The sequence below is a fragment of the Alteribacillus sp. YIM 98480 genome, from assembly GCF_009765375.1.
In the GTDB taxonomy this organism is placed as follows: domain Bacteria; phylum Bacillota; class Bacilli; order Bacillales; family Marinococcaceae; genus Alteribacillus.
The window spans coordinates 124,468-133,887 of the sequence record NZ_VTOK01000014.1 but is presented as its reverse complement, the minus strand read 5'-3'; the positions used below and the strand labels follow the sequence as shown (position 1 = coordinate 133,887).

9 protein-coding genes, 3 tRNA genes and 1 pseudogene are annotated in these 9,420 nt (G+C 38.3%); 12 read left to right on the top strand and 1 reads right to left on the bottom strand.

Annotated elements, in window-relative coordinates; all coding sequences use genetic code 11:
* The first annotated feature begins 484 nt into the window (after positions 1–484).
* The 4 genes from FZF09_RS17475 to FZF09_RS22860 all read left to right on the top strand — a co-directional run bounded on the left by FZF09_RS17475 (position 485) and on the right by FZF09_RS22860 (position 1,299).
* Positions 485–559, top strand: a tRNA-Asn gene (locus FZF09_RS17475).
* Positions 560–625: 66 nt separating this feature from the next.
* Positions 626–702: transfer RNA gene (locus FZF09_RS17470), tRNA-Met, on the top strand.
* A gap of 350 nt (positions 703–1,052) precedes the next feature.
* Positions 1,053–1,137 (top strand) — tRNA-Leu (locus FZF09_RS17465).
* Positions 1,096–1,299 (top strand): hypothetical protein, encoded by a 204-nt coding sequence (locus FZF09_RS22860; RefSeq protein ID WP_233269540.1) that lies wholly within the window; start codon positions 1,096–1,098, stop codon positions 1,297–1,299. Before FZF09_RS17465 ends, FZF09_RS22860 begins: the two co-directional genes overlap by 42 nt.
* Before the next feature lie 770 nt (positions 1,300–2,069).
* Here the strand turns inward: FZF09_RS22860 and FZF09_RS17460 are convergent.
* Complete coding sequence (locus FZF09_RS17460; protein ID WP_255450606.1) at positions 2,070–2,894, bottom strand: LysR family transcriptional regulator; 825 nt, start codon at positions 2,892–2,894, stop codon at positions 2,070–2,072.
* Positions 2,895–2,947: 53 nt separating this feature from the next.
* Here FZF09_RS17460 and FZF09_RS17455 point away from each other — a divergent pair, with 53 nt between their 5' ends.
* The 8 genes and pseudogenes from FZF09_RS17455 (at position 2,948) to FZF09_RS17425 (ending at position 9,050) form a co-directional block, all read left to right on the top strand.
* Positions 2,948–3,298, top strand: a complete 351-nt coding sequence (locus tag FZF09_RS17455) for a DMT family transporter (RefSeq protein ID WP_158737871.1) — start codon at positions 2,948–2,950, stop codon at positions 3,296–3,298.
* Positions 3,299–3,613: a DMT family transporter gene (locus FZF09_RS17450; RefSeq protein ID WP_158737870.1), complete on the top strand. Its 315-nt coding sequence runs from the start codon at positions 3,299–3,301 to the stop codon at positions 3,611–3,613.
* Between the two features lie 204 nt (positions 3,614–3,817).
* Complete coding sequence (locus FZF09_RS17445; RefSeq protein ID WP_158737869.1) at positions 3,818–4,372, top strand: TetR/AcrR family transcriptional regulator; 555 nt, start codon at positions 3,818–3,820, stop codon at positions 4,370–4,372.
* A 55-nt stretch (positions 4,373–4,427) separates the two neighbouring features.
* Positions 4,428–5,192 (top strand): MFS transporter, encoded by a 765-nt coding sequence (locus tag FZF09_RS22855; RefSeq protein ID WP_233269539.1) that lies wholly within the window; start codon positions 4,428–4,430, stop codon positions 5,190–5,192.
* Positions 5,144–5,632, top strand: coding sequence for an MFS transporter (locus FZF09_RS22850; RefSeq protein ID WP_233269538.1), 489 nt, complete (start codon positions 5,144–5,146; stop codon positions 5,630–5,632). The genes FZF09_RS22855 and FZF09_RS22850 overlap by 49 nt, the downstream gene beginning before the upstream one ends.
* Before the next feature lie 390 nt (positions 5,633–6,022).
* Positions 6,023–6,721: a sporulation protein gene (locus FZF09_RS17435; protein WP_158737868.1), complete on the top strand. Its 699-nt coding sequence runs from the start codon at positions 6,023–6,025 to the stop codon at positions 6,719–6,721.
* A 190-nt stretch (positions 6,722–6,911) separates the two neighbouring features.
* Positions 6,912–8,060: pseudogene (locus tag FZF09_RS17430) on the top strand (sulfite reductase subunit alpha); the annotation flags it as partial.
* A 339-nt stretch (positions 8,061–8,399) separates the two neighbouring features.
* The gene (locus FZF09_RS17425; RefSeq protein WP_158737867.1) at positions 8,400–9,050 is read left to right on the top strand and encodes an SDR family oxidoreductase; all 651 of its coding nucleotides are present in this window, start codon (positions 8,400–8,402) and stop codon (positions 9,048–9,050) included.
* Positions 9,051–9,420 lie beyond the last annotated feature (370 nt).

Here is a 9,420-nt window from a genome sequence, read left to right as displayed (position 1 = left end):
TTCCTGAAGCATGCAGCTGGACGATTTGTTCTTTAAATTCTTTTGTAAAGCTTCTTCTTTCTCGTCTATTCATATACCATTCTCCTTAGTGTTTATTTGAACTAAGTCTATATGACCTTATCAAATCTGTCTAGCTAAGTGTAACCGATCCACACCACACTGGAAGACGTTTTGAATGATTATGCTTATGAAGCAGTAAGGAAAAAGTTAAGAAAGGAATGAACTGTTAAGTCTCTTTTATGTTTTGCATTAGTATTTCAAATACATTATAATAGGCACTGTTCAAATTTGTTAGGGTAGTGCGTTCTACATAAATGGTAAAAAGGCTTAAAGCCTTTCATATCAGGTAATAAGACAATTGGTAAATAAGTCTACGACTCAAAATCGTGTTCCTTCTGGAGTGTCGGTTCGACCCCGACCACCGCTACCATCTAAATGGTCTATTTGTGATACGTTTAAATTATTAAGTTTCACTTATTTATATTCCACAGTAGCTCAGTGGTAGAGCAATCGGCTGTTAACCGATCGGTCGCAGGTTCGAATCCTGCCTGTGGAGCCATTGGATAAGCACCCAAGGGGGCCACCTGCAAAGGGAATAGGTTCCCCTATAATCACTATTGAATATCGCGGGGTAGAGCAGTCTGGTAGCTCGTCGGGCTCATAACCCGGAGGTCGGAGGTTCAAATCCTCCCCCCGCAACCAAAATAAACGCTTGTAAGAATGAACACAGAAGACGAAGAGAATCGTAATACAAAGCGGATCACCTTTTTATGACCTTTTGCCGATCTAGCTCAATTGGCAGAGCAACTGACTTGTAATCAGTAGGTTGGGGGTTCAAGTCCTCTGGCCGGAACCATTGTTAGCAAGTTATATTTATGTGTTTTAATGTTAGGGTATATCAACGCGATGAGCCTAGCTTATTTGGTAGAAGATTTGACTTTTCGAGGTTCAACCCCGATATGGCTAGTTGTTATTCAAACCCAATCAATAACAGTTTACATTGATTTATCTTCATGTTATTATAGATTTCTATGATAATATTAAATAGTTTTGCGGGTGTGGCGGAATTGGCAGACGCGCTAGACTTAGGATCTAGTGTCTTATGACGTGGGGGTTCAACTCCCTCCACCCGCACCATTATTTTATTGGGAAGCAGTTCAGCTTGGCAGAGCACTTAATTTGTCCAAGCCACCGACCAAATTAATAAAAGAAATACGAAGAATCATTGACTTGTTTTTTCGTCTCTCTATTATTTACTGGTTTATTTCAGGTGCAAACAAAAATGCGGATTTGAAATAAAATCTTACCTGTTTTAAAAATGTTACATAATAAAATTACGCCATTTTACCCCTTTAGATATTTTTATCTAAAGGGGTTGTTGTGTATTGCGAAGAAAAGAACATCAAAAAGTGATAAGTCGAATGGAGCCGTTGAGGAGGTAGTAAGAGCCAAAACACTAAAAAGAATGGTTTATGAAGTGTTAAATGCAGATTAAAGAATGATATAGTAACTTGTGCATACGGGTGTAAAACACCCCAAATAAAAAGACATTCTAAAATGGGATGTCTTTTTTAAAAGGTAAGAAATGATAAATATGTGACGTTTTTGATGTCTAGCTTCAGCGCCCAGCCGCTCAGGCCCATACGATAAAGAGGAATTTTTGCTAAAACCGCGAACGTCCTGTCGCAACGCAAAAGTCAACACCTCTTGTACAAGCCAGTTCAGCGTTGTCACAGGACGTACTTCCACACGATGTGGTGACTTCTACGTTGCACACTCGTCGCCAAAAACGCCACGTCCTGTGGCATTGGCGACATTAGCACATCCTATGCGTCGACGTGTGCGATCTTAGTAGAAGTTCATTAAAATGAGCTGAACGTCTTATGTTCTCCCTTTCGACTCCGGGCCGCAGGCGACCCTGCGCGAAAGCTCCAGAACCCGTCGCGGCAGACCAGGGTACTTGCGCTTTTCTTACATTCTCCTGATCCCTCAATAAATTAGGTATAACTTTTGGTTATTCCGTGATGAACTATATGTATTCCTCGCCAATGATTTTTTCCCTTATACTTTTATTTACCGAACCCTAGTTTCAATGTTTTTAACGTATCTTTATCAAGGGCATATAGATACATTTCTCGTTTGAGCGGAGTGTCTTTTAATGGTATAAACACAACACCTTTATAATCGATTTTTTCAACCATAATGGAGGGGAGATAAGAAATTCCATAACCTTGAGCTGCAAAACCAATCAGAGCATGGTAAGGAAGTTCAATGATTTCGGGTAAAGGAATAGCGTTATCCTCCAATAACACTTTAATCCTTTTGTACAAAGGTGTATGTGTTGGCGGCAGCAATTGTGTATATTTAAAACAATCCATTAAAGAAACACTATCCTCTCTTGCAAGTTGGTGATTGACAGGAACGGCTGCATAAAATTTGTCACTAAATAAAAAGGTGGAATGTAATCCTATTTGATTCGGATGATCTTGAATGATAGCAGCATCTATGTCACCGGACTCAAGTAATGGGATTAACTCAATGGTATCATCTTTAATGGTTGTCAGTTTTATTTTAAAGGGATTTGCTTTTTCAATATAATGAGGAAAATAATAAGAAGCTAATAAAGGATCGCTTCCCATGCGAATGTCTTGATCATTCATATGTTTCTTAAGTTGATATTGCAGCTTATGGATTATGGGTTCCATATCATCATATAATTGTTGGCCTTTGTTTGTTAAGCTTATTCCTTTTGATGAACGGACAAAAAGCGAGAACCCTAATGTTTCTTCTAATTTTTTAATTTGTTTACTTAACGCAGGTTGAGAAACAAATAAATGATGAGCAGCTTTTGAAATACTTTTTTCTTTAGCAACCATTAAAAAATACTCCAGCATTTGTAAGTTCATTTGTTCTTCACGTCCAATCAAAAAATAACAGGAGGGTATCTATGCTAAGATACTATATTTTGTTGAGCTTTTCTATCGTTATTGAAATGGTTGGGGCAACTTTTATGAAAATGTCAGACGGATTCACTCATTTAGGGGCTACGATTATTGTTATAAGCTCATATAGCATAGCTTTAGCTTTATACATTTTACTAACAAAACAACATGAACTAGGTATTGTGAATGCCTTATGGGCGGGGGGAGGAACAGTTTTAGTATCTGTATCTGGGATTGCTTTATTTCAAGAATCCTTATCTTTCTTTAAAATAATCGGCATTCTTTGTATTGTCATAGGAGTGATTGGCTTAAATATGCCGAACAAGCAAAATCAAGCAAAAAAGGAGGTCTTTTAATTGGGTTATATATTTTTAACGATAAGTCTGATTTTAGCTGTTCTTGGAAACACGTCGGTAAAGTTATCTCAAGGATTTCAAAGATGGCTGCCAAGCATAGGGGTTTTTATCTTATACGGTTTTTGTATTTACTTTTTAACATTAAGCGTTCAAAAGATAGAAATTAGTATAGCCTATGCGATTTGGTCGGGAGTGACAATTGCTGCTACAACCCTTATAGGGATTGTATTTTTTAATGAATTAGCAAATGTAAGAAAAATTTCTTCTGTTATATTAATCATCCTTGGTGTATTGTTTCTTCATTTCCAAAGCTAAGTGGTTAAAGGACATACCTCTTATTAACACTTAAGGGTGTGTTAGTTCCTGATTCCCACAACCGGTGCTTTCATGTAGATGGGCATTTTACGTAAGTTTTGTTGTGCGGACGGTAAGTGTATCTTTGGTTGACAAAAAGATCGAGAAATTGATAATCTCACGATAGAAAGGTTGTTCTATCTAATTGAAGGAGAAGTGGATGACATGAGTCGATCTGTAAAAAAAGATACATTACTTAAAGTAGCCGAACGGTTATTTTATGAGCACGGATTTCGCGGCGTAGGATTAAAGCAAATCATCAGTGAAGCGAATGTAGCAACGATGACGCTTTATAATCATTTTTCTTCCAAGAACAATTTGGTTGAAGAAGTACTGAAGCTGCGGGAAGAACGCTATTGGTCTTATTTGGATTCCCATGTAGAAATGGATTCGAATTCCCCTTTCATTCTAGCTGTAGAAGCCCATGGCCGTTGGTTAAAAGAACAATCCTACAAAGGAGATATGTTCTTAAGAGCCATAGAAGATTATGCGGGAACGGATAATGAGATTGAGAACATTGCAAGAGGACACAAATCCAAATTGCTAAAATATTTTCAGCAATTAGCTCAAAGGAAAGGGAAAGATAACGAACGAGATTTAGCCAATCAATTTACATTGCTGCTTGAAGGAACTACTTCCATGACGACATTGATTGGCGCAGAGAAAGCAACCGAACATTCTATTGCGATGGCGAGGACCCTTGTCCAACATACATCGTAATTTTTTCACCTAAAATTAGAAAGGTCGTTCTATATACTGCAAGGGAGGAGTTAGGTTGAATACCATAAAATTTTCAAGGTTAGTTTTACCTGGAGTTATCATGATTGCTGTCACCTATGGATTAGCGAGGTTTAGTTTTGGATTGCTTCTCCCCGGGATGAAGGAATCACTTGAAATGTCCGAGTTCGTATCGGGAATGATTTCTTCGTTGTTTTATTTAGCCTATTGTTTCACAATTATCTTCTCCACTGTGGTTACGACAAGAGAAGGGCCGAGAAGGATGATTATCTCAGCTGGATTGTCAGCTTTTGCTGGATTGCTGTTGATGTCGATCACTCCCAATGCATGGGTGCTTGCATTAGGCGTGTTATTAGCTGGAGGAAGCACAGGTTTGGTATCTCCACCTTATGGCGCGGCGATATCGCTTTGGGTGAAAGAGGATAAACAAGGGAAGGCGAACACATGGATCAATTCAGGAACAAGTTTTGGCATTGTCCTTTCTGGATTAGGCGCTTATTTTTTAACACCGGATTGGAGACTGACGTATTTCATCTATGCTATCTTGACACTCCTAATATTGATATGGAATTTCCGAGCGATTCCGAAAGCCGGGACCAGTTCATGGTTAATGTTTGAAAAAGGGAACCTCTCTATACGAGGAGTTAAAGGAGCCATCCCTTTGATTTTGGCATCTCTTATCCTGGGAATTTCCACAGCAGCCTTTTGGACATTTTCCAGATCTTTTATTGAAGTGGCTGGTAATTACAGTAATTGGCAGCTTTCTGGTTTTGGGTCATCATTGGACTGTTTGGTGTGCTAGGAGGATTTTCTGGTTCTCTAGTTGAAAAGGCGGGATTACCTTTTGCGTATAAATTAGGAAGTCTGTCGATTGCCTCCGCATCGATTATTCTATCTTTTATTCCTGGAAACTGGTTCATGTCTTATTTAGCGGCTGGACTCTTCGGCTGCTCCTATATATTTTTAACCGGAGTTCTTCTTGTGTGGGGAATTCGTGTATTTATTACGAATGCGTCTTTAGGTATTTGCATTCCATTTTTACTTTTGGCAGTAGGACAAGTAATCGGTTCATTACTAGCTGGACTGTTTATTGGGACATGGGGCTATGTTACTTCTTTTATACTTTATGGATTAATTGGCATAGCGGCTACCCTTATAGGCCCACAAAAGCGTAAAAAAAGAGAGTATTATTTTGAAACAAGAAAGGGATTAAAAACACATATTAAAACAAAAAACATTTGAATTTCTGTTAGTTAATCTGGATATCGAGTCTTCGAGATGGAATTTTGTAATTTTTTTATTTCATATCTATTTATAGAGAGAGATCTCTATCACTCGTTGGATTATTTTTGATTTTCCTTACATATCCACTGCTTTTCCCCTTCCAAGCGAATACGTTAAAAAAGTGAAAACCTTTCCTACGGGATACTTATACAATCAGGAAGTAAGAACAATAACTTAAATAATATAATTTGTAAAATATTTTATTTTCTACTTTTTATAAATTGTTGTACAATATAAAACATCCAAAAAAATCAGAACCATTAATAAAGATAAAAATACGATAGAAATAGAATACATTAAGTGAATTACACCAGATATCATATAGGCGTTAAATGGGAGAGAGGAAATATGTTTAAAAAAATATTATCGAGTATTGGCATTGGCTCTGCAAAGGTAAATACAGTGCTTTTGGATAGTAGAATTGAGCGTGGAAAAGAAACCAAAGGCGAGGTTCATATATTCGGAGGGAATACAGAACAAAAAATATCAAAAATATATATTCATATTGATTCAGAATTTGATAAAGAAGATGATGATACAACGGATTTTCGTAATGTCACTGAACCGATTGTAGAAATCGAAATTACAGATGCTGTAACAGTGAACCCCTATGAAGAGAAAGTGATTCCATTTTCCTTCATTTTGCCATATTATACACCGGTTACATTTGGAAAACAAAAAGTGTCAATTCAAACAGAATTAGATATTAATGTTATCAATCACCCTGTAGAAACCCATGATTTTATCGTAAGTGATCCATGGCTCGATGAAATTTTACGGCATTTAAATGATCACGGTTATACACATAATATGATAAGCGGTGTTTGCAGGCACAAAATAAATGAAGGCAACAATCCGACCCATTGTTTACAGACTTTCAATTTAGTAAATGATCAGGGGATTAGGATTTATTTTGTTGGAAACGAAAAAGATATTCATATCTACATTTACATCAAAGACCAGGTTAAACATTTGCCTATATATCGGGATGATGATTTGAGAGAACAATTAAAAAATCTCCGTCCACTAATCGCTGACAGAAATTAATTAAACGAGTGAGCATGAACATTTCGAGCAAAACATGAAGCAATAGAAATTTTTTTGAGTAAGGGAACAATACAAATATAATGAGACTAATGGAACTTGCATCGGTGAGCGAATCGAGGGAAGATGTTAGATTGCAATCATACGAAAATCGTTTACATATTCTTTTGTGAGGTGGAAAGTGTTGCAAACTGAAAAAAGTCAAACGGTATACTCAAGGAAAAATCCGTTTCCAGCAGAAGTGCTTGAAAATATTAATTTGAATGGACAAGGTTCAAACAAAGAAACCCGTCACCTTGAGCTTTCCTTAGGAGATTCTGGCCTTTCCTATGAACCAGGGGATACGATTGCGATTTATCCAGAAAATGATCCAGAACTTGTCGATAAAATTTTGGAAGAAACGAATTGGGATCCAGAAGAACAAGTGACGGTTAACGCAGGAAGAGAGGAAGAAACGCATTCTCTTAAGAAAGCGCTTTTAACACAATTGGATATTACCAATGCGACGAAAGCTATTTTAAAAAAGGTAGGAAGACTCGTAGAGAGCCAGAAAATTGATGAGCTTTTAGCACCTGAAAATAAAGCGGAATTAAAAGAATATATGGAAGGTCGAGACTTGCTCGATTTGATTCAGGAGTACAATTTACAAGATGTTCCCGTGCAAGATGTCGTTTCCATTCTACGTAAATATGCGCCGCGTCTTTATTCGATTGCAAGTAGTCTTGCCGCGGTACCGGGTGAAGTTCATTTAACAATCGGAGCGGTTCGATATGAAAGAAACGGCCGAGAACGAAAAGGGGTTTGCTCTGTTTATTGTGCTGAACGGGTGAAGCCAGGGGATAAGGTGTCCCTTTACGTCCAGCCAAACAAACACTTTTTCCTTCCAGAAGATCGTAAAACACCGATCATCATGGTCGGTCCGGGAACTGGTGTCGCACCATTCCGTTCCTTTATGCAAGAGCTAGAAGTGGAACAAGCTGGAGGAAAAGCATGGATGTTCTTTGGTGAGCAGTATTATGAAACAGATTTCCTTTATAAAAAGGAATGGAATCAGTGGTTAAATGATGGGGTGCTCACAAAATTAGATCTCGCCTTTTCACGTGACACCGAACAAAAAGTTTACGTGCAGCATCGCATGCTTGAAAACAGCAAGGAGTTGTTCGAGTGGCTAGAAAATGGTGCCTATTTTTACGTCTGTGGTGATAAGAATAAAATGGCCAAAGACGTTCACAACACTCTCCTTGAGATTATCGAAAAAGAGGGCAGAAAGAGTGCTGAACAAGCAGAAGATTATCTTGACAACATGAAAAAAGAAAAACGTTATCAGCGCGATGTATACTAATACGCAGGCGCTTGAGAAGAGACAGGAGCATGTTACGTAATGGGGGGGCAACTAAATCCTGCTAAACAACTAATGGGGAGCTCTAATTGCAGGTTCTGCCATTCTCTTTTTACTAGCAGGAGGACTGGAAGAAATAAAAACAGCAGCGATCGCGGCAGCATCACCATTAAACAATATTATTCCTGCTCATTAGTTATATGCCCGAATTAGGGGATAATGAAAATAGGAGTAAATGCCAGCGGCTGCAGCTGAAATTTTAGACATATTCGTTTTTTCGATTTACAATAAAAATAACGATAATATAAGTTTTATGTCATCTACTTAGAAAGGGTGTAAGCGTTGAAAGTTCTTGTTGTTGGAGCAAATGGCCAAATTGGAAAACATCTTGTTTCATTTATTCAGGATAGTGACAGTCTGGAAGCAAAAGCAATGATTCGTAACCAGGAGCAAGTCTCATTTTTTGAAAAACTGGGCGCGGAAACTGCAGTGGCAGATCTGGAAGAGGACATCGAAACCATTGCAAAAGCTGCTGAGGGAGTCGATGCGGTTGTATTCACAGCAGGTTCTGGCCCGCACACAGGAAAAGACAAAACCATTTTAATTGATTTGGATGGTGCTGTAAAAACGATAGAAGCAGCTAAAGCTGCTGGTGTGAAGCGTTTTATCATGATTAGTTCATTTGACACGAGACGTGAAGCCATCCAAGCTGCTTCTTCGTCCTTTGCACCGTATGTTGCAGCAAAGCATTATGCGGATGAGTGGTTGAAGCAGACGGATTTGGATTATACGATTATACATCCTGGCCGGCTGACAAATGATAAAGGAACCGGTCAAGTAGAGGCAGCATTCGAAGTGGAGCGCGGTGAAGTTCCTAGAGAGGACGTTGCTGGAGTCATCGTTGCCAGCCTTGAAAATGAGACAACAATCGGAAAGGAATTTCAAGTAGTGAGTGGAACGAAGCCTATTAAGGATGCAATACATTCCATATAAGTACTGTCCGAAAAAGACAATTTGCCAGTGAAGGTGAATTGTCTTTTTAAAAAGGTAAGGGGGTTTTTCGTTTAAAAAGCACCACTTCGTTACATGACTTATAAAAAATAACCTCCCAAACATACCGATTTATTCATTTGTTGTGATCAGTGAACCGTTCTCTGTGATCTCCTCACCCTCCACAACACGTGAGTCACGCTTCTCCACTTCCAACGAGCTCCATTCCTTTATTGAAAACACAAAAATCGCACGTTTACTATGGAAACAGCATGATCTTGCCAATCCAAATATGTTCAAACTATTTAGCTGGAGTATTTTCTGTTGTATGGCCAGTATTCCTCTAAGAACATCGAGTAAACCAACAAAATCG

Excerpts from the sequence above, each read along its gene's own strand:
- FZF09_RS17445 (WP_158737869.1), top strand. The coding sequence starts at position 3,818 with ATGAGTCGATCTGTAAAAAAAGATACATTACTTAAAGTAGCCGAACGG.
- FZF09_RS17435 (WP_158737868.1), top strand. The coding sequence starts at position 6,023 with ATGTTTAAAAAAATATTATCGAGTATTGGCATTGGCTCTGCAAAGGTA.
- FZF09_RS17460 (WP_255450606.1), bottom strand. The coding sequence starts at position 2,894 with ATGCTGGAGTATTTTTTAATGGTTGCTAAAGAAAAAAGTATTTCAAAA.
- FZF09_RS17455 (WP_158737871.1), top strand. The coding sequence starts at position 2,948 with ATGCTAAGATACTATATTTTGTTGAGCTTTTCTATCGTTATTGAAATG.